This window comes from Micromonospora sp. MA102 (assembly GCF_025460765.1).
In the GTDB taxonomy this organism is placed as follows: Bacteria; Actinomycetota; Actinomycetes; order Mycobacteriales; family Micromonosporaceae; genus Micromonospora; species Micromonospora halotolerans.
The window spans coordinates 125,126-143,705 of the sequence record NZ_JAMWEG010000017.1 but is presented as its reverse complement, the minus strand read 5'-3'; the positions used below and the strand labels follow the sequence as shown (position 1 = coordinate 143,705).

Below are 18,580 nucleotides of genomic sequence, written 5' to 3'. Positions count from 1 at the left end.
GCCCCCTCGACCCGAGGTGTCCCCTCGGCGGTGACGTGCTGGTCAGCCGACCGACTTGTTGTAGCTGTCGATCGCGGGCTGCACGCTCGCCGCGGCGTCCTTCATGGCCTGGTCGGCGGGCTTGCTACCGACGATCGCCGCCTCCAGGCCGTCCTCGGACGCCTTGCGGGCCTGCGGCATCACGCCGAGCAGGCAGCCGGCCGACGCGACCGACGGCGGCAGCGCGTGCAACTGGTCCACGGCGGTCTTGAACTGCGGGTACTGCGCCACCCAGTCCTTGTCGATCTGCTGGTCGAGTGCCTTGGCGTTGACCGGCACGTACCCGGTGCCGGTGTGCCACTTGGCCTGCTGCTCCGGGCTCGCGGCGAACTTCACGAACTCCCAGGCGGCCCGCTTCTCCTTGTCGCTGTGCCCGACGCCGTTGATCCACAGCGAGGCGCCACCGATGATCGGACCGCCCGTGGCCGAGCTGCTCGCCTTCGGGTACGGCGCGGTGAGCACGGTGAACTTGCCCTTGGCCGCATCGATGTAGCCGCGCATGGCGCCGGTGGACTCCAGGTGCATCGCCACCGTGCCGGCCTTGAAGGCGGCCTGGGCGTCGTCGGTCTTGCGCCCGGTGTTCGCCGCGTAGCCGCCCTTCACCAGGTCCACCCACCACTTCGCGACGCGAACGCCGGTCTCCTGGTCGAACTGCACCTTCGTGGCCAGGCCCTTGCGCCCGTTGCTGTTGTCGCAGTACTCCTTGCCGTCGGTGGCGATCAACTGCTCCAGCAGCCAGCCGTAGATGGCGGCCCCGAAGCCGTACTGGACGGTCTTGCCGCTGGCGTCCTTGACGGTCAGCTTCTTCGCCATCTCCCCGAGCTCGTCCAGGTTCGTCGGCGGCTTCGTCGGGTCGAGGCCGGCCCGGACGAAGGCCTCCTTGTTCAGGTAGAGCAGCGGGGTCGAGGTGTTGAACGGCATCGACTGGAGCTTGCCGTCGATCGAGTAGTAGTTGGCGATGTTCGGCTCGATGTCGCCGGCGTTGAACCCGTCCTTCTCGATGAACTTGAACATCGGCACGGTCTGCTTGGAGTCGACCATGAAGCGGGAGCCGATGTCGTAGACCTGCACCAGCGCGGGCGTGTTCTTCTGCTGCACCGAGGCCTTGTACTTGGCGATCGTCTCGTCGTAGTTGCCCTGGTAGATGGCCTTGACCTCGGCCTTGCCCCCGCTCTGGGCGTTGAAGTCGGCGACCAGCTTGTCGATCGCCGCGGCGTTGGCGCCCTTCATCCCGTGCCAGAACTCGATGGTGGTCTTGTCGGTGGCCTTCTCGAGCACCTCCGCGCCGGGCGCTTCGAGCGCGTCCTTGGCCGAATCGGTGTCGGACCCGGAACCACCGCACGCCGTCAGCGCGGCGGCGGCGGCCAGGGCGACGAACGCCGTCATGGCCCGACGGAGCTTGGGTTGTCTCACGGGATCTCCTCTTCTCGGATTACTTCAGCGCGCCGGCGGTGAGGCCACGGACGATGTAGCGCTGACCGAAGAGCACGACAGCCAACGTCGGGAGCAGGGACAGCGCGACGCCCGCGAGGACGAGGCCCGGTTGCGCCACCTCGGCGTCGTTGAGCTGCGATATGCCGATCTGCAGCGTCTGGTAGTCGGAGTCGCGGATCAGGATGAGCGGCCAGAAGTACTGGTTCCACGCCGACAGGAAGACGTAGACCCCGACCGCCGCGATCGACGGCTTGGACAGGGGCACGATGACCCGCCACAACAGGCGCCAGTGGCCGCAGCCGTCGATCACCGCGGCGTCCCGCAATTCGGTCGGGAACTGCAGGAAGGCCTGCCGCAGCAGGAACGTGCCGAAGGCCGACGCGAGGAAGGGCAGCACGAGACCGAGGTAGGTCAACCCGCCCCGCGCCAGACCCCACCCGGAGATGGCCAGGTAGTTGGGGATGATGATCGCTTCCCACGGCACCATGAGGGTGGCGAGGAACAGACTGAACGTCACCGCCCGCGCGGGCAGGCGAAGGAACGCGAAGGCGTACGCGGCCAGGATGCTGGTGACGATCTGGGCAACCGTGATGAGCCCGGCCTGGATGGCGGAGTTCACGTAGAAGCGGCCGAGCGGCACCGAACGGAAGACGTCGCTGATGTTCTGCCAGTGGAGCTCGTGCGGCACCAGCGCGGGCGGGTAGGTCGCCAGGTCGCCGGGGCCCATCACGGCACCGACGAAGCCGTAGTAGATGGGAAACAGGACCGGGATCGCGGCCAGGCCGAGCACGACGTAGACGGCGACCCGCCCGAGGCTGAACTTTTTCATCGGTAGTGGACCCGCCGCTCGAGGATGCCGAACTGGATGGCCGTGCAGCCGAGCATGACGACCAGCAGCACGACGGCCTGTGCGCTGGCGGAGCCGAAGTCGGAGGACCCGAAGGCGAACGCCTTCTCGTAGATGGAGTAGACCAGGGTCGTCGTGGCCTGGTCCGGGCCGCCCTTGGTCAGGATGTGGATCTGCCCGAAGCTCTGCAGCGCGTGGATCGTGGACACCACGACGAGGAAGAACAGCTGCGGGGAGAGCAGCGGCACGGTGATCCGGGACGCCAGCCGCCAGCCGGACGCCCCGTCGAGCCGCGCCGCCTCGACCACCTCGGGTGAGATCGCCGCGACGCCGGCGGAGAGCACGAGGACGTTGTAGCCGAAGTTCATCCACACCGTGGCGGCGCAGACGGCGGGCAGCGCGATCGACGGGTCGGTCAGCCAGTTGACCCGGTCGATCCCGACGGAGCCGAGCACCCCGTTCGCCACGCCGATCGCCGGGTTGTAGATGACGGCGAAGACGACCGACGCCGTGGCCACCGAGAACGCGAACGGCAGCGCGAAAGCGGTGCGCAACACCCGTACGCCGCGGATGCGCGCCTCCAGCAGCAGCACCACGACGAGCGCGCCCAGGACGGCCGGCACCACGGAGAACAGCGTGAACAGGCCGGTGGTGGCCAGCACCTTGCCGAAGTCGGCCGACAGCATCTCCCGGTAGTGCTCCGCGCCGACGTACACCGACGGGGCGCCGAAGAGGTCGTTGCCGTGGACGGACAGGTAGAGCGTCCGTCCCAGCGGCCAGAACACGAACAGCACGAAGACCACGACCGACGGCAGCAGCAGCAGCCACCCGAGAGCGGATTCGGTGAAGCGTGCCGGCTTCGCCCGCCGGCCGGTGGAGCGTGTGGACTCCACGGTCGGGGCGCGGTCGTCCGGTGGGGCGCTGACGGTGCGAGGGGGAGGCACGGCAGCACAGTACCAACGCCATCGAGCGAAAGAAATCCTCCTATGCACGACCCGGAGCTGGAAGTTCTTGCCACCGTTCCCGGCCGCCGGCGGCTTCGCGAAGCCGCCGGCCGCGGCGCCCGCCCGTAGCGTTCACCGCCTGTTCATTGCAATGGTGCGGTGACCGGCGTTGCGTTCTCCCGACGCCCGTTGCAACAGTTTTACGCCGTTGACCTGTTAATATCACCGACTAGCGCAACAGACTTGTTGCCAAGGTGTGGAAAGCAACGTAGCGTTTCCGGTATCAGAAACAGTGCACGAACACGGGAGAGCATGATGCAGAAGTTCGACACCCCCGCCCCGATCTCCGCCGTCCTCGACATCCCCGCCGGTCGGATCCAGTTCATCGCCGCGGACCGCGCCGACACCACCGTCGAGGTCCGGCCCGCCAGCCCCGGCAAGAGCCGCGACGCCCGGGCCGCCGAGCACACCAGCGTCACCTACGCCGACGGTGTCCTGCGGGTCACCGCCGCGACGCCGGACAACCGGCTCTTCGGTCCTTCCGGATCCGTGGAGGTCACCGTCCAGCTGCCCGCCGGCTCCCGCGTCGAGGCCAAGGCCGCCGCCACCGAGCTCCGCGGCGTCGGGCGCCTCGGTGACGTCGTCTTCGACGGCGCGTACCGCCAGATCAAAATCGACGAGGCCGCGAGCGTCCGCCTCGCCGCGATCGACGGCGACGTCGAGGTCGGCCGGCTCAACGGCCCCGCCGAGATCAGCACCGCACGGGGCGACATCCGGATCACCGAGGCCGTGCGCGGCACGGTCGTGCTCCGCACCGGGTCCGGCGACATCTCGGTCGCTGCCGCCGGCGGCGTCTCGGCCGCCCTGGACGCCGGCACCGGCTACGGGCGCGTCAGCAACGCCCTCAAGAACGACGGCACCACCGGCCTCGACATCCGCGCCACCACCGGCCAGGGCGACATCACCGCCCGCAGCCTCTGACCGACCAGTACCAGTACCGGCCGACCGGCCGGGCCCACCGCGATCGAGATCCCGTCGGTCGTCGCCAAAGGCCCGGCCGGCCGTCCCCGAGCCACATCAGACAACAGACGAAGAGGAAACGATGATGAAGAACAGCAAGTCCTCGACCAGCTCGACGTGGACCGGCATGGTTCCGGTCGACGACACGGCCCTGGCCGTCACCGACACCGGCGGTCCCGGTGTCCCGGTGGTCTACCTCAACGGCCAGTTCGCCACCCGGGGGTACTGGCGTCGGGTCATCGCGGAACTGGGCGCGGGGTGGCGGCACATCACCTACGACGAGCGCGCCCGTGGCAGGTCGAAGCGTTCGGCGGACTATTCCTTCGCGGCCGCCGTACGGGATGTCGACGCCGTCCTCGCGGCCAGGGGTGTGGACCGGGCGCTGGTGGTGGGCTGGTCCTACGGCGCGGTCGTCGGGGCGCACTGGGCCAGCCGGAATCCGGAACGTGCCCTCGGTGCGGTCCTGGTCGACGGCGCCTTCCCGCACGACTGGCTCGACGAGGCCATGGAGCAGCGGATCCGCAAGCTGTTCCGGCGGATGAGCTGGTTCCTGCCGTTGCTGCGCCCGACCGGACTGGCCCCCCGCATGACCGCCGACCAGCAGGCGAACAGCAACATCGAGCTCGGCAGGCTGTCCCGCGAGAGCGAGCTGGGCCGCGTGCTGGACACCATCACCGTCCCGGTGCGATACGTCGTCGCCTCGGGGACGTCCTTCGGCAGCCGCAGCGACGAGCAGGAACGAATCCGCACCAGCTCCGAAGGGGTGACCGCCCGCAACGCGCACATCCAGATCGCCGCGAAGGTCGCCAGCAACCACGGTGCGATCCTCCGGAAGGACTTCCGGGCCGTCGCCGGGGCCGTACGCGAGGTCGCCGACCTCGACCGGGCACCGGAATCCGTCGCGGCGAAGGACGACACGGAGACGGCCCAGGTGCGAGGATCGGCCAGATGAAGCGGAGATCTCTGATCCTCGGCGCGGCGGCCGGTGTCGCGGCTCCCGTCGTGGCCTCCGGCGCGACGCCCGCCGCGGCATCGACCACCGACGCCACCATCGACACGCCCCGGCCGCGCCGCACATCGCGGTACAACAAGGCCAACAACCTCACGACCCTCCCGGCGACCACCCGGCAGGTCGTCATCGTGACCGCGGCCAGCTACAACACCAGCTACGCCACACTGGAGACGTTCGCCAAGGTCGACGGGACCTGGGTCCCGGTCTCCGCGGCGCTGCCCGCGCGCATCGGATCGCAGTACTTCAGCGACCACCACGTCGAGGGCGTCCCGACCACGCCGACGGGCGTCTACTCCATCGGCCCGACGATGTACGGCATCGCGGCCAACCCGGGCGTCCGGTACCCGTACCACCGGCTCGTGGTGAACGACTGGTGGAACGAGAACCCGAACTCGTCCGGCTACAACACCTTCCAGCACACCGCCACCAGTCCCGGTGGCCTCAGCGAGGCGCTGTGGACGGAGCAGCCCGCGTACACGCACTTCGCCGTGATCACCTACAACATGCCGCCGAACGTCGCGAAGCCGGTGCCGAACGCGGGCAGCGGGATCTTCCTGCACGAGTTCAGCAAGACGCCGTCCGGTCCCACCGCCGGCTGCGTCAGCCTGTCGCACACCGACCTGGTCACCGTGCTGCGATGGCTCGACCCCGCCGCCCAGCCGCGCATCGTGATGTGCCCGCTGGAAAGCCTCGGCCGCTACTGACCTCGGCGTCGTCAGCCGGTGGATCGAGGGCCCGATGAGGACCGTGCCCGTAGTGGTCGTCGGCGCGGGCCCCACCGGGCTCACCGCCGCGACGCTCCTCGCGCAGTACGGCGTCGAGTGCCTCGTCCTCGACCGTTGGGAGTCGATCTACCCGCAGCCCCGGGCCGTCGCGCTGGACGACGAGGTCCACCGGATCCTTGCCCGACTCGGGCTGCGCGACGCGTTCGCCGCGATCTCCCGCCCGCACCGGGGTCTGCGCCTCCTCGATCGGAACATGCGGGTGCTGGCCGAGTTCCCGCGCGGCACGGCGCCGGGCCGGCACGGCTACCCGCAGGGAAGCATGTTCGACCAGCCGGAGCTGGAGGCGATCCTCCGCCGCAACCTCCAGCGGTTCGGCACGGTCACCCTCCGCGGCAACGCCGAGGTCACGGCGTTGACGCAGGACTCCGGCGGGGTGCGGGTCGACGTCACGGACACCGCCACCGGCGAGCCGGGGTCCGTGCGGGCGGCGTACGTCCTGGGCTGCGACGGGGCCAACAGCCTGACCCGGGCCTCGATCGGCGCCACCATGCGGGACCTGGGCTTCACGCAACGCTGGCTCGTCATCGACGTGGCCACCGACGCCGATCTCGGCCAGTGGGAGGGTGTGCACCAGCTCTCCGACCCGGCCCGCGCCGGCACCTACCTGCGGATCGGGAGGACCCGCTACCGCTGGGAGTTCCGGCTGGCGCCCGGCGAGACCGCCGACGACTACCGCGACATGGCCCGGCTGCATCCGCTGATCTCGCGGTGGACCGGGGACCTACCCGTCGCGGAGCTGGAGATCATCCGGGTCGCCGAGTACACCTTCCGCGCGCAGGTCGCGGACTGCTGGCGCGACCGGCGGGTGTTCCTGCTCGGCGACGCCGCCCACCTCAGCCCACCGTTCATCGGCCAGGGTCTGTGCGCCGGGCTGCGCGACGCGATGAACCTGGCCTGGAAGCTCGCCGGCGTGCTCGGCGGGACCCTCGCCGAGACCGTGCTCGACACCTACCAGATCGAACGCGGCCAGCACGTCCGCGCCATGATCAAGCTGGCCCGGCTCATCGGTACGGCGATGACGGCCGGCGGCGAGTGGGGCAACGTCATCCGTCGCGCCGTGGCGCCCCGGTTGCACCTCGTGCCGGGTCTCACGGACCTGGCCACGGACAGCCGGACACCGCCGCTGCGCCGCTCCGACCTCGTGGTGCGGCCACGGCTGCGCCGCGGCCTCGCCGGCGGGCTCTGCCCGAACGCGGTCATCGACGGCGACCGGCGGTTCGACGACGTGGCCGCCGGCCGGTTCGCGATCGTCACGTCCGTCGAGCCGTCGACGGCGCTTCGGGCCGACATCGAACGGCGCGGGGCGGTACTGGTCGTCGCCCGGCCGGGCGGCGCACTGCACCGCTGGCTGGGCGCTGCCCGCGCGGCCGTCGTCCGCCCCGACGGCACCGTTCTCCGTGCCGACCGGCGGCTGCTCCCCCGTACCATCGCCGCCGTCCGGCCGGTCCCGCGGGACGGGCCGGAACGGCGCGAGGGCTCCTATCGGAGCGTCCACCGCTGATTCGCGGCGGCGGTGCAGTTCCAGAGGATGACGGTGGTGCCGTTGCCGGTGGCGGCGCCGTTGACGTCGAGGCAGAGACCGGACTGCTGGCCCCGGATGGTGCCGTCGGAGTTGCGGGTCCAGCGCTGGTTGGCGCCACCGTTGCAGTCCCAGATCTGCGCCTTGGCGCCCGGGGCGGCGTTCAGCGGGGCGTCCAGACACTTGCCGAGGGCCTGCACGCTGTCTCCGCTGATGCTCCAGCGCTGGTTGGCGCCACCGTTGCAGTCCCAGATCACCGGCTGGGTGCCGTTGGCGGTGCTGCTCTGCGGAACGTCCAGGCACCGGCCGGAGGCGGCGCTCACCAGCGCGCCGGTGGTGGCCGGCGGTGGGGTGGTGGTGCCGCCGCCGCTGACCCGGTAGACCACCGTGCCGTGCGCGGGGACGCTGGCCGAGATGGCGCCACCGGTGGTGCTCGTGGCGTTGGTCCAGGCGTCGAGCAGGGTGAAGAAGGTGCCGGTCTTCCCCACGGCGGCGGCGGTGGTCGAGATCGTCGTGGTGGTGCTGCCCTGGTTGAACAGCGCCACGGCGACGTCACCGTTGGCCAGCGTCTTGGCCAGCACTCGCCGGGTGCCGTCGAAGGAGATCTGGGTGCTCTGCAGACCGAGGCTGTCCTGGTTGATCGCGATCAGGTTCCGGTTGGTGAGGATGCTCTGGGTGGCCGACGTCATGGCCCGAACGTCGTTGCCGGCGATCAGCGGCGCCGCGAGCACGGCCCACATCGCGAAGTGGCTGCGCATCTCGGTGTCGGTCATGCCGCCCCGGCCGACCTCCATCATGTCGGGGTCGTTGAACCCGCCGGGACGCGCGTAGCCGGCCAGCGGAACGGTGACGTTGATGATGTTCTGGATGCCCATCGGGTAGCCGTTGGTCTGGCCGGTGTCCCAGGCGTTGGTGATGTCCTCGGTGGTCCGCCACATGTTGGCCACGTCGCCCCAGTTGCGCTGCGGTCCGGTCTTGGCGTGGATGCTGTTCGGATTGATGCTGTAGACGATGGGGCGGCCGGTGGCCGCGAGGGCGTCCCGCATCCGGGCGAAGGTCGCCACCTGTTGGTCGATCGTGCCGTTCGGCGAGCACCAGTCGTACTTGAGGAAGTCCACGCCCCAGGCGGCGAACTGCCGGGCGTCCTGCGCCTCGTGTCCCTGACTGCCGGTGGCGCCCGGGTAGGAGCCGAAGTACTGGGCACAGGTGCGGTCCACCGGCACCTGGTAGAGGCCGAACTTCAGGCCCTTGCCGTGCAGGTAGTCGCCGAGCGCCTTCATGCCGCTCGGGAACCGGCCGGGGTCGCCCTGGAGGTTGCCGGCGGAGTCGCGGTTGGGGTTGAACCAGCAGTCGTCGACCACGACGTACTGATAGCCGGCGTCGCGCATTCCGCTCGCGACGATGGCGTCGGCGGACTGCCGGATCAGCGACTCGTTGATGTTGCAGCCGAACGAGTTCCAACTGTTCCAGCCCATGGGCGGGGTGCGGGCGACCCCGTTGTCCAGGGCCAGGGCGGTGGAGGCACGCAGTCCGGTCAGGGCGCCGGCCAGCAGCAGCGCGGCCGCCAGACCGGCGGCCCAGCGGCGGCCCGAGGCGGAAAGTCTCATTGGTTCTCCTTCCCGCGGCGGCGTACCCCGTCGCAGGTCGTGGTCCGGCCGGGGCGCTCGCGGCCGGATGCCCCGGCCTGCTGAACCGCCCCGGGAGAGGGCTGGGGTCCCGGTGCGTCACCCGGCTCCCGACGCCCACTCAGCCCGCAGCGATGTTAGCGATAACAGCGACCCGAAGGCAACAACGAATGTCTATTCCGCTATTTCGATCGCCGCCACGTCGGTCCGTCGAATCGTCGGGCCGAAAACTGTTATCGGCGACGCCCCGGTGCGGTCTCAGTCCGCCAGGGCGGGGCGGACCCGAAACGCACTGTCGGCGCGGAAGCCGGCGCTGCCGTCCACCTGGTCCACCCACAACTGACCGTCGCGGTGCCGGAGGAACCATCCGGGATAGTTCGACGCCTCCAGCGCGATGGAGGACCGGACCGCGCCGTCACGCGCGCAGAAGGTGGCGTCACCCCGGAACAGCTCGGTCCCGTCGGCGGGGCTGAGTCGCAGCCGCCAGGACGAGTGCCGCAGGTAGCGACCGTCCCGGGCCCGGAAGGAGAAGCAGTCGGCGTCGGCCAGGCCGGCGAGAACCGCGAAGGTCGCCTGGCGGCGCGCCGCGTCGGCGCTGTCCGGACCGACCGGCAGCAGGACGCCGAGGCCGTCGACGGTCGTGACGTACCGCCCGGTCCCGCCGGCCGATTCCAGCGACACGAGCCGCCCCACGGTCAGGGAGGCGGTGCGGCCGGTCGAGGGGCGCGCGGCCGGAGGCGTCGCCGATCTCGGCGGCGGCGCGGGCACCGCCGGCGTCGGGCTCGGGGTGGCGCGGGCCGGGGAGGTCGGTGCGGCGACCGGCGCGGACGCCGTGGGCGGCGGGTGCGTGGGCAGGCCCGTCACGGTGACCGTGGTGCCGGCCGCGAGGGCGCCGGCGACGACGGTCGCGGCGACGGGGTGTGCCACGACCGCCTGGAGCAGCTGGCCGACCAGGCCGACCTTGACGCTCGCGCCGATGCCACCGGCCGGTCCCGCACCGGCGGCGGACGACACGGCCGGCACGCTGAGCGCGCCCCGGCCGACCAGCACGGCGGTGAGCCCGACCGGGACCGGTAGCAGGGCCAGCCCGAGGAGCAGCCGTTCCGCGGCGATCAGGCCCGCGGTGGCCCGTGCGCAACGGCCGCAGGACCGGGTGTGCCGGGCGAGGCGCTTGCGCCACAACGGACTCGGGACGCCGTCCCAGCCCGCCGCCGTGTCCGCCAGCCCGGCGCACCTCGGCCTGGCCTCCAGGGCGGCGACCAGTTCGCGGCTCACGTCGAGCTGGTGGCGCATGCGCTGCACCCGCACGGCCGCGTGTGCGACGCTGACCCCCAGGGCCGCCGCGAGTTCGGTGCGGGACAGCTCCCCGGCCGCCTCCAGCCACCACAGGGACAGCAACGCCCGGTCGTCCGCGTCGAGCCAGTGGCTCGCGCGGACGATCTGGCGACGCTGCCCGGACAGCTCAAGCCGCAGCGTCGTGACGTCCTCGAAGGCTGCCTCGACGTCCGGCACCTCGGCGGCCTCGTCCAGCGGGGCGGCTCGCCGGGCAGCAACCTGCCGACGGTGCAGATGGGTGCTGAGCTGGCGCACGGCGATCGCGGCCAACCAGGCACGGAAACTCTCCGGGGCGTGCAGCTCCGGTAGCCGGCGGACGGCACGCACCATGGTGTCCTGGACGACGTCGTCGGTGTCCGGGTCGCCGCCCAGCGCGCGGTGCACGATGGTGTAGACCAGCGGCAGGCCGGCTGAGATCAACTCGTCCATGGCCCGCCGGTCACCCGCCTGGGCCGCCACCACGAGGCCCGCCTCGGTCACGCCGGTAGCTCGCATCTTCACATCGCAGTCACATAACTCGATCCGATGGCGGTGGTCGTTGACTGTCGCCGAAGACCGACCGCCACGTCAAGACGGGCGGGCCGCGTCAGCCCGGAGGCTCGGGGAGCGCCGCCCCCGGGCCCCGCCGTGGCCGGTCCGGGCCGAAGAGGGCTCACCCCGGATCAGCGCCCTCCGGTGTGCGATCCGGCAAAATCCGGGCCGCTCGCCGCGCTTGAATCCTCCGAGAAAAGTGTTATGTGGAATGACGGTGACGAGTCGATATACGACCGGACCTCCGCCGGGCCGACGGACCACACCGGCGCCAGGACATCGATCGACGCCTAGCTCTTGAATGCGGCGAAACATTCTGGCAACCTTGGCGACCCCGATGTATGTGCATTCGGCACGGCCCGCACAGCTCGGGATCCCCCGACTCACCACCGTTGACCATCCCGGCGACCAGCTCCCTTGGTGTTAGCGCTAACAGCACGCACCCGGCAGGCCACCGGCATCCGACCGGAGGGAACACCCATGAGCATGGACGACGCGGCCCCACCGGCCGCCCCACATCGACGCCGCAAACGCCCGATGCTGGCCGTCGCCGTTGCCATGACGCTGCTGGCGAGCGTGGCCGCGGCCGCGGTGCACGTCACCGGTGCGGCTGCGGCGTCGGTCGACACCACCGCCTGGTACGTGCTGCTCAACCGCAACAGCGGCAAGGCCCTCGACGTCTACGGCGCCGCCACCACCGACGGCGCCCGCATCACCCAGTGGACCCGCAACAACGGCAACAACCAGCAATGGCAGTTCGTCGACTCCGGCAACGGCTGGTACCGCCTCAAGTCCCGCAACTCCGGCAAGGTCCTCGACGTCTCCAACCGCGCCACCACCGACGGCACCCCCATCATCCAGTGGACCGACGCCAACGCCACCAACCAACAATTCCAACTCACCGACACCACCGGCGGATACATCCGACTCATCAACCGCAACAGCGGCAAAGCCGTCGAAGTACAGAACGCCGCCACCACCGACGGCGCCAACATCGTCCAGTACACCGACTGGAACGGCACCAACCAACAATGGCAACTCGTCCGGGTCGACACCACCGGCCCGTCCCCCACCACGTCGGGGCCGCCGGCCACGGCGTACACGAACCCGGTGGTCTGGCAGGACTTCGCCGACGGCGACATCATCCGGGTGGGTGACGCCTACTACTACTCGGCCTCCACCATGCACTACTCCCCCGGCGCACCGATCCTGCGCTCCTACGACCTGGTGCACTGGGAATACGCCGGCCACTCGGTGCCGAATCTCGACTTCGGCTCCACCGCCTACGACCTCAGTGGTGGACGCGCGTACGTGAAGGGCATCTGGGCGTCGGCCTTCAACTACCGCAGGAGCAACAGCACGTACTACTGGATCGGCTGCGTCGAGTTCAACCGCACGTACGTGTACACCTCGACGGCCGTCGACGGCACCTGGCAGAAGCGCTCGCAGATCAACAACTGCTACTACGACGCCGGGCTGCTCGTCGACGACAACGACACCATGTACGTCGCCTACGGCAACGGCACCATCAGCGTCGCCCAGCTGTCCGCCGACGGGCTGAGCCAGGTGCGCGCCCAGCAGGTCTTCACCACACCGTCGAGCGTCGGCACCCTCGAAGGGTCGCGCTTCTACAAGCGCAACGGCTACTACTACATCTTCCTCACCCGCCCCGCCAACGGTCAGTACGTCCTGCGGTCGAGCAGCCCGTTCGGCCCGTACGAGATGCACCAGGTGCTGCTCAACATGCCCGGCCCGATCTCCGGCGGTGGCGTGCCGCACCAGGGCGGTCTCGTCCAGACCCAGAACGGCGACTGGTACTACATGGCGTTCCAGGATGCCTATCCCGGCGGCCGGATGCCGGTGCTCGCGCCCATCACCTGGACCGCCGACGGCTGGCCGACCGTCCAGACCGTCAACGGCGCCTGGGGCACCAGCTACCCCCAGCCGAACATCCCCGCCTCGTCGAAGACGGTGCGGCCGATGACCGGCGCGGACACCTTCACCGCCACCACGCTGGGCCCACAGTGGGAGTGGAACCACAACCCGGACAACACGAAATGGTCGGCCGGCAGCGGCCTGCGCCTGCAGACGGCGACCGTCACGAATGACCTGTACGCGGCCCGCAACACGCTCACCCACCGGATCCAGGGACCGACGTCCACGGCGACGGTCGAGCTGGACTACTCGGCCATGAGCGACGGCGACCGGACCGGTCTGGCCATGCTGCGGGACTCGTCGGCGTGGATCGGGGTCAGACGCGACGGCGGCACCACCCGGGTGACGCTCGTCAACGGCCTGACCATGGACGGCAACTGGAACACCACCGGGACCGGCACCGAGGCGGCCTCCGCCACCGTCTCCGGCGGGCGGATCTGGCTGCGTGCCGCGGCCGACATCCGCCCCGGCACCGGCCGTCAGGCTCGCTTCTCCTACAGCACCGACGGCGTCACCTTCACTCCCCTCGGCCCCGCCTTCACCCTCAACAACGCCTGGCAGTTCTTCATGGGATACCGCTACGCGATCTTCAACTACGCCACCCGCGCCCTCGGTGGCGCCGTGACCGTCCGCAGGTTCGACATGACCACCCCCTGACCGTGCACCGTCCACCATCGCCAGAGACCCGGAAGGTATGACATGAGGCAACCTGCTCACCCGCCGCGAGGGCACCGCGCGCCGCGGCTACGGCTGATCCTGGCCCTGCTGGCCGCCGCGCTGATCGCCGTCGGCGCGCCGATCGTGATCGCCGGCTCCGCCAGCGCCGGCGCCACGCTCGGTGCCGCAGCGGCCGAGAAAGGCCGCTACTTCGGGGCCGCGGTCCCCGCGTTCAAGCTCTCCGACAGCCAGTTCAGCACCATCCTCGACCGCGAGTTCAACGCGGTCACCCCCGAGAACGAGATGAAGTGGGACGCCACCGAACCGTCCCAGAACCAGTTCCGCTACACCGGTGGCGACCAGATCGTCAGCCACGCCCAGGCCCACGGCATGCGGGTCCGCGGCCACACCCTGCTCTGGCACGCCCAACAGCCCGGCTGGGCACAGAGCCTGTCCGGCACAGCCCTGCGCAACGCCGCCATGAACCACGTCACCCAGGTCGCCACCCACTACCGCGGCAAGATCTACGCCTGGGACGTGGTCAACGAGGCCTTCGCCGACGGAGGCGGCGGCGGGCGCCGCGACTCCAACCTGCAGCGCACCGGCAACGACTGGATCGAAGTCGCCTTCCGCACCGCCCGGGCCGCCGACCCCGGGGCCAAGCTCTGCTACAACGACTACAACACCGACGGCATCAACGCCAAGTCGACAGGCGTCTACAACATGGTCCGGGACTTCAGGTCCCGGGGCGTGCCCATCGACTGCGTCGGCTTCCAGTCCCACCTCGGCACCGGCCTGCCCGGCGACTACCAGGCCAACCTGCAGCGCTTCGCCGACCTCGGCGTCGACGTCCAGATCACCGAACTCGACATCACCCAGGGCTCCAACCAGGCCAGCATGTACGCCGCCGTCACCCGGGCCTGCCTCGCGGTGACCCGGTGCACAGGCATCACCACCTGGGGTGTCCGCGACAGCGACTCCTGGCGCGGCGGCGACAATCCCCTGCTCTTCGACGGCAACGGCAACAAGAAGGCCGCCTACACGGCCGTCCTGGACGCCCTCAACGCCGGCGGCTCGACCCCACCGCCGGGGCCGGTCGACACGAGCGCCTGGTACGTGCTGCTCAACCGCAACAGCGGCAAGGCCCTCGACGTCTACGGCGCCGCCACCACCGACGGCGCCCGCATCACCCAGTGGACCCGCAACAACGGCAACAACCAGCAATGGCAGTTCGTCGACTCCGGCAACGGCTGGTACCGCCTCAAGTCCCGCAACTCCGGCAAGGTCCTCGACGTCTCCAACCGCGCCACCACCGACGGCACCCCCATCATCCAGTGGACCGACGCCAACGCCACCAACCAACAATTCCAACTCACCGACACCACCGGCGGATACATCCGACTCATCAACCGCAACAGCGGCAAAGCCGTCGAAGTACAGAACGCCGCCACCACCGACGGCGCCAACATCGTCCAGTACACCGACTGGAACGGCACCAACCAACAATGGCAACTCGTCCGGGTCGGATGACGAGCGCGCCGCACGCCGCGGACGTCCGTCCGCCGACCGGAAGCCGCTGATCCGCTGACCCCGTGTCCCGGTGCTCCCGTCCAGGGAGCACCGGGACACCGGCGTGCCGGCCGCGCTGACCAGTCGGCCGTCCGCCGCGGTGCCTGGCCGGCGCCCGCCGCCGGTCAGCTCGCCCGGACCCGGGGTGGCCGGGCGGCGCGTTCGCCGCCCGGCCGTGGCGCGAGTGGTCAGTTGCGCAGGCGCCACTGCTGGTTGGCGCCGCCGTGGCAGTCCCAGAGAATGATCTTCGTTCCGTTCGCGGTGCCCCAGTTGGACGCGTCGAGGCAGCGTCCGGACTGCGCGCCGCTGATGGTGCCGCCCGCGTTGAGGTTCCACTGCTGACTGGCGCCGCCCGTGCAGTCGCCGATGACCACGCGGGTGCCGTTCCCGCCGGCACCGCCCTCGGCGTCCAGGCACTTGGTGCCGTACACCCGCAGTTGCCGGCCCGAGGTGTAGGCCCAGCGCTGCATGGTGCCGCCCCAGCAGTCGTACAGCTGCACCTGGGTGCCGTTGGTGGTGCTGCCGTTCGGCACGTCCAGGCAGCGCCCGGACTGGACGCCCACGATGTCGGTGGTCGAACTGCCCGTGCCACCCGGCGTACCGATGCTGCCGGGCACGGCCTGCAGGGCGCCGTACCAGGCGGCGGCCATCTTGTCGTAGCCGGTGGCGGTGGGATGGATGCCGTCGATCAGGTCGGCGGTCGTCACGGCGCTGTGCATGTCGACGAGGTGGACGTGCCTACCGGCGTTCACCTTGCTCTGCACGATGCCCGGAATGGCGGCGTTGAAGCTGCGCACGGCCGACTCCTGGCCGCTGTTGGCCAACGGGATCAGCTGCGCCACGAACACCTCCGCGGCGGGGGCGGCGTTCGTGATGTGGTCGATCAGGGCGGACAGCCGGCTCGGTGCGGTGGAGACCTGGTAGTTCTGCAGGATGTCGTTGGTGCCGATGTGCAGCAGCACGGTACGCGGCTGGTAGGTGTTCACCCAGCCGACGATGCTGGCGTCGATCTGGTCGATGCGCCAGCCCGGGTGGCCCTCGTGGTCGTGGTCGCCGAGGTTGCCGGGCCCGTTGTACTGGGACCCGACGAAGTCGGTGGTGTACCGGCCGTTGGCGAGGCGTTGCCACAGGCCGATGCGGTAGCCGCCCGGAACCTGGGTGCCCTCGGTGATGGAGTCGCCGAGCGGCATCACCCGTACCCCGCCGTTGGATTCCGCGCCGGCCGGGCCGGCAGGGGCCACCAGACCGGCGATCACGACGGCCGTCGCGGCGCCCGCGGCGAGCCACCTTGCCCTTGTTCGCATGACTGCTCCTCTCGGGAGGCCGCGCGCCAGGTGACGGGCACCGTGCGGCTCCGCCACCTGCCGAGCGGGATGGGTCGGGCAGGTCGCCCTGCCCGATCGCTAACTCGATGCGCTGCCGCAGGTGAGCGCCGGCGCCGATGGCGAGCCGCTCGCCAGGAAGCCGAAGACGGTCGATCCACCGGCGGGCAGGGACCCGTTGAACGGCACGTTGCGGACGGTCGCCGTGGAGCCGCTGGTGCTCAGGGTGCCGTTCCAGACCTGGCTGATGCTCTGGCCGTTGCCCAGGGCCCACTGCACGGTCCAGCCGCCGATCGCCGCGGCGCCGGCCGTCACGGTCACCTCGCCCTGGAAGCCACCGGACCACGCGTTGGTGGTGCGATAGCTCGCGGCGCAGGCATCGCCGCTCGGCGGCGGGCTGCTCGGCGGCGGGGTGCCGGCACCGGTAGTGAACTGCCAGTGGTTGACGTTGAGCAGGTACCCGCTGCCGCCGTTGAACCTCAGGTACAGGTCGTGGGTGCCGGCGGCCCCGCTGACCGGACAGGTCGTGTCGGTCCAGACCTGCCAGCCGCCGGTGCCGGTGACCCGGCAGGTGCCCACCAGGGGGCCGCCCACGCTGTCCAGGTGCAACTCGATGGTGCCCCCGCTACCGCCCGATGCCACCCGGGCCCGGTACGAGGCGGCTCCGGCGCCGAAGTTCACCCCACTGACCTTGAGGTAGTCCCCGTTCTCGATCCAGCCGACGTTCATCCCCCCGTCGGTGGTCGGCTCGGTCTCCACCCCCGACTCCCAGGCGATCGACTCGGCCTCCTGCCGGACGTACGGATCCACCGTCCCGACCTGCGGGGCGCCCCTGGTCGTCATGGTGATCGTCGGGATGGCGCCGTCCGCTCCGTAGGTGAACTTCTCCACCGCCACCGACCGGGTGAAACCACCGCCGCCCGGCAACGCTCCGTTGTGGTAGAAGAAGTACGACCCGCCCTTGAAGTCGATCACCCCGGGATGGTTGGTGAAGCTGCTTCCCTGGGTCGGCATGATCGTCCCGCGATAGGTCCACGGCCCCAGCGGACCCGGCGCGGTCGAGTAGGCGATGAACTCCGAACAGCACTTGGCCGCGAAGACCAGGTAGTACAGGCCGTTGCGCTTGTACACCCACGGCGCCTCCTCGAACAGCGTCGGCCGGTTCGGGTCGCCGGTCCGCGTGCCGAAACCGCTCGTGGTCAACGGGATCTGGGTGGGGCTTCCCGAGTACGAGACCATGTCCTGGTTCAGCTTCACGTACCACAGGTGGGGATTGCCCCAGTACAGATACCCCTGGCCGTCGTCGTCGATGAACACCGTCGGGTCGATCTCCCCGTTGCTCACCAGCGGATGACCGATGGCGTCCCGGAACGGCCCGGTCGGGCTGTCGGCCACCGCCACCCCGATCCCCATCTGGCCGGTCGCGCGCACCGTCATCGGCACGTACCAGTAGAACCTGCCATTGCGCTGGACCACCTGCCCCGCCCAGGCGTTGGCGCTGGCCCAGCTGAAGCTCGCGAGGCTGAGCGGTGAGCCGTGGTCGGTCCAGTTCACCATGTCGGCCGACGACCAGACCCGCCACTCCTTCATCGTGAAGTAGGTCGAGTTGTCCTCGTCGTGCCCGGTGTAGAGGTACACGCGGCCGTTGTGGACCAGCGGTGCCGGGTCAGCCGTGTAGATCGTCTGGACGATCGGGTTGTCCGCGCGGGCGGTCGCCGGGACGAACCCCAGCAACGCCAGGAGGCTCACGACCAGGGCCATCCCGCGCCTGGTCCTGCGGCTGCCCCGCGCCGGCGGGGTGGGCCTCCAGCGGTCACCGCTCACGGCGACAGTTCCCGCCGCGACACGCGGGTCGCGCCGGCCGGTCATCGGAATCGACACTGACATGGTGGCGAACCTTTCGGACGGGTCGGACAGCAGACATCGGGCACCGGATGCCGCGGGCGGGAAACCTGCGGCCGCTTCCGGCCTGACCCGGCCGGCGAGAGGCCGGGCGCGTGGTCAGG

The 18,580-nt window shown here is 70.3% G+C and carries 13 protein-coding genes; 6 read left to right on the top strand and 7 right to left on the bottom strand.

Annotated features, from left to right (window positions below):
• Positions 1-42 precede the first annotated feature (42 nt).
• The 3 genes from NFX44_RS27010 to NFX44_RS27000 are packed head-to-tail and all read right to left on the bottom strand — an operon-like array spanning position 43 to position 3,264.
• On the bottom strand, positions 43-1,452 hold the full coding sequence (locus tag NFX44_RS27010) for an ABC transporter substrate-binding protein (RefSeq protein ID WP_262286407.1): 1,410 nt from the start codon (positions 1,450-1,452) through the stop codon (positions 43-45).
• A 19-nt stretch (positions 1,453-1,471) separates the two neighbouring features.
• A complete protein-coding gene (locus NFX44_RS27005; protein WP_262286406.1) occupies positions 1,472-2,302 on the bottom strand; it encodes a carbohydrate ABC transporter permease in 831 nt (276 codons plus the stop codon).
• Positions 2,299-3,264: a carbohydrate ABC transporter permease gene (locus NFX44_RS27000; protein WP_262286405.1), complete on the bottom strand. Its 966-nt coding sequence runs from the start codon at positions 3,262-3,264 to the stop codon at positions 2,299-2,301. The genes NFX44_RS27005 and NFX44_RS27000 overlap by 4 nt, the downstream gene beginning before the upstream one ends.
• Before the next feature lie 315 nt (positions 3,265-3,579).
• Here NFX44_RS27000 and NFX44_RS26995 point away from each other — a divergent pair, with 315 nt between their 5' ends.
• The 4 genes from NFX44_RS26995 to NFX44_RS26980 all read left to right on the top strand — a co-directional run bounded on the left by NFX44_RS26995 (position 3,580) and on the right by NFX44_RS26980 (position 7,582).
• Positions 3,580-4,245, top strand: coding sequence for a DUF4097 domain-containing protein (locus NFX44_RS26995; protein WP_262286404.1), 666 nt, complete (start codon positions 3,580-3,582; stop codon positions 4,243-4,245).
• Between the two features lie 124 nt (positions 4,246-4,369).
• Positions 4,370-5,236, top strand: a complete 867-nt coding sequence (locus NFX44_RS26990; RefSeq protein ID WP_262286403.1) for an alpha/beta fold hydrolase — start codon at positions 4,370-4,372, stop codon at positions 5,234-5,236.
• Entirely contained in the window at positions 5,233-6,000 is a 768-nt protein-coding gene (locus NFX44_RS26985; protein ID WP_262286402.1) for a L,D-transpeptidase, read from the top strand. The genes NFX44_RS26990 and NFX44_RS26985 overlap by 4 nt, the downstream gene beginning before the upstream one ends.
• Before the next feature lie 34 nt (positions 6,001-6,034).
• Positions 6,035-7,582, top strand: coding sequence for a bifunctional 3-(3-hydroxy-phenyl)propionate/3-hydroxycinnamic acid hydroxylase (locus NFX44_RS26980; RefSeq protein WP_262286401.1), 1,548 nt, complete (start codon positions 6,035-6,037; stop codon positions 7,580-7,582).
• Here the strand turns inward: NFX44_RS26980 and NFX44_RS26975 are convergent.
• Together NFX44_RS26975 and NFX44_RS26970 are read right to left on the bottom strand one after the other, a co-directional pair.
• Positions 7,561-9,207: a ricin-type beta-trefoil lectin domain protein gene (locus NFX44_RS26975; protein WP_262286400.1), complete on the bottom strand. Its 1,647-nt coding sequence runs from the start codon at positions 9,205-9,207 to the stop codon at positions 7,561-7,563. The genes NFX44_RS26980 and NFX44_RS26975 overlap by 22 nt on opposite strands.
• A 276-nt stretch (positions 9,208-9,483) precedes the next feature.
• Entirely contained in the window at positions 9,484-11,055 is a 1,572-nt protein-coding gene (locus tag NFX44_RS26970) for a sigma-70 family RNA polymerase sigma factor (protein WP_262286399.1), read from the bottom strand.
• 594 nt (positions 11,056-11,649) lie between these two features.
• On the opposite strand from NFX44_RS26970, the gene NFX44_RS26965 reads away from it, so the two are divergent.
• A complete protein-coding gene (locus tag NFX44_RS26965) occupies positions 11,650-13,683 on the top strand; it encodes a family 43 glycosylhydrolase (protein ID WP_262286414.1) in 2,034 nt (677 codons plus the stop codon).
• A gap of 42 nt (positions 13,684-13,725) precedes the next feature.
• Positions 13,726-15,213: an endo-1,4-beta-xylanase gene (locus tag NFX44_RS26960; RefSeq protein ID WP_262286398.1), complete on the top strand. Its 1,488-nt coding sequence runs from the start codon at positions 13,726-13,728 to the stop codon at positions 15,211-15,213.
• 227 nt (positions 15,214-15,440) lie between these two features.
• Here NFX44_RS26960 and NFX44_RS26955 read toward each other — a convergent pair whose 3' ends face one another.
• Positions 15,441-16,556: an RICIN domain-containing protein gene (locus tag NFX44_RS26955; RefSeq protein WP_262286397.1), complete on the bottom strand. Its 1,116-nt coding sequence runs from the start codon at positions 16,554-16,556 to the stop codon at positions 15,441-15,443.
• 99 nt (positions 16,557-16,655) lie between these two features.
• Positions 16,656-18,335: a family 43 glycosylhydrolase gene (locus tag NFX44_RS26950; RefSeq protein ID WP_262286396.1), complete on the bottom strand. Its 1,680-nt coding sequence runs from the start codon at positions 18,333-18,335 to the stop codon at positions 16,656-16,658.
• Positions 18,336-18,580 lie beyond the last annotated feature (245 nt).

Bases quoted from the DNA above. Each gene is read 5' to 3' on its own strand.
- NFX44_RS27005 (WP_262286406.1), bottom strand. From the start codon at position 2,302: ATGAAAAAGTTCAGCCTCGGGCGGGTCGCCGTCTACGTCGTGCTCGGC.
- NFX44_RS26995 (WP_262286404.1), top strand. From the start codon at position 3,580: ATGCAGAAGTTCGACACCCCCGCCCCGATCTCCGCCGTCCTCGACATC.
- NFX44_RS26990 (WP_262286403.1), top strand. From the start codon at position 4,370: ATGAAGAACAGCAAGTCCTCGACCAGCTCGACGTGGACCGGCATGGTT.
- NFX44_RS26985 (WP_262286402.1), top strand. From the start codon at position 5,233: ATGAAGCGGAGATCTCTGATCCTCGGCGCGGCGGCCGGTGTCGCGGCT.
- NFX44_RS26980 (WP_262286401.1), top strand. From the start codon at position 6,035: ATGAGGACCGTGCCCGTAGTGGTCGTCGGCGCGGGCCCCACCGGGCTC.
- NFX44_RS26975 (WP_262286400.1), bottom strand. From the start codon at position 9,207: ATGAGACTTTCCGCCTCGGGCCGCCGCTGGGCCGCCGGTCTGGCGGCC.
- NFX44_RS26970 (WP_262286399.1), bottom strand. From the start codon at position 11,055: ATGCGAGCTACCGGCGTGACCGAGGCGGGCCTCGTGGTGGCGGCCCAG.
- NFX44_RS26965 (WP_262286414.1), top strand. From the start codon at position 11,650: ATGACGCTGCTGGCGAGCGTGGCCGCGGCCGCGGTGCACGTCACCGGT.
- NFX44_RS26960 (WP_262286398.1), top strand. From the start codon at position 13,726: ATGAGGCAACCTGCTCACCCGCCGCGAGGGCACCGCGCGCCGCGGCTA.
- NFX44_RS26955 (WP_262286397.1), bottom strand. From the start codon at position 16,556: ATGCGAACAAGGGCAAGGTGGCTCGCCGCGGGCGCCGCGACGGCCGTC.
- NFX44_RS26950 (WP_262286396.1), bottom strand. From the start codon at position 18,335: ATGGCCCTGGTCGTGAGCCTCCTGGCGTTGCTGGGGTTCGTCCCGGCG.